This window comes from Desulfatiferula olefinivorans, assembly GCF_054657895.1.
Genome location: NZ_BAAHXV010000120.1, coordinates 1 through 442 on the forward strand (window position 1 = coordinate 1; position 442 = coordinate 442).

1 protein-coding gene is annotated in these 442 nt (G+C 54.8%); it reads left to right on the forward strand.

Features of this window, described 5'->3' with window-relative positions; translation table 11 throughout:
• A partial coding sequence (locus ACYQ11_RS22135; RefSeq protein ID WP_459926010.1) for a hypothetical protein occupies positions 1-272 on the forward strand: 272 nt, incomplete at its 5' end.
• Positions 273-442 lie beyond the last annotated feature (170 nt).

Below are 442 nucleotides of genomic sequence, written 5' to 3' on the forward strand. Positions count from 1 at the left end.
TGAGCCGGTCTTTATTGTTTTCTCACGGAGACACCAAGGCACAGAGAAAACAAGACCATGCCAAGGGCATGGTCCACGGCGTCAGGCTGTGTCACACATCAACCATAGCCTCTTTCGTGTTCTTCAGGGAGCGCAGCGACCGGGTGGTTGAATGGATTGACCACGAAGCTCACGAAGAGTACGACGGAAAAGAGCCCCGGCTCTTTTCTGTCATGCCATGGGAAGCCAGCAGGAACGTTGCTGTGCGACATGCCCCGGCATGTCCGGATTGACTCTGTGGCTTTGTGTCTCTGTGAGAGTCCTGAAACCGGCTTCACCGAAGGGTCGCCGGTCTTTTTTTTCTCACGGAGACACCAAGGCACAGAGAAAACAAGACCATGCCAAGGGCATGGTCCACGGCGTCAGGCTGTGTCACACATCAACCATAGCCTCTTTCGTGCTC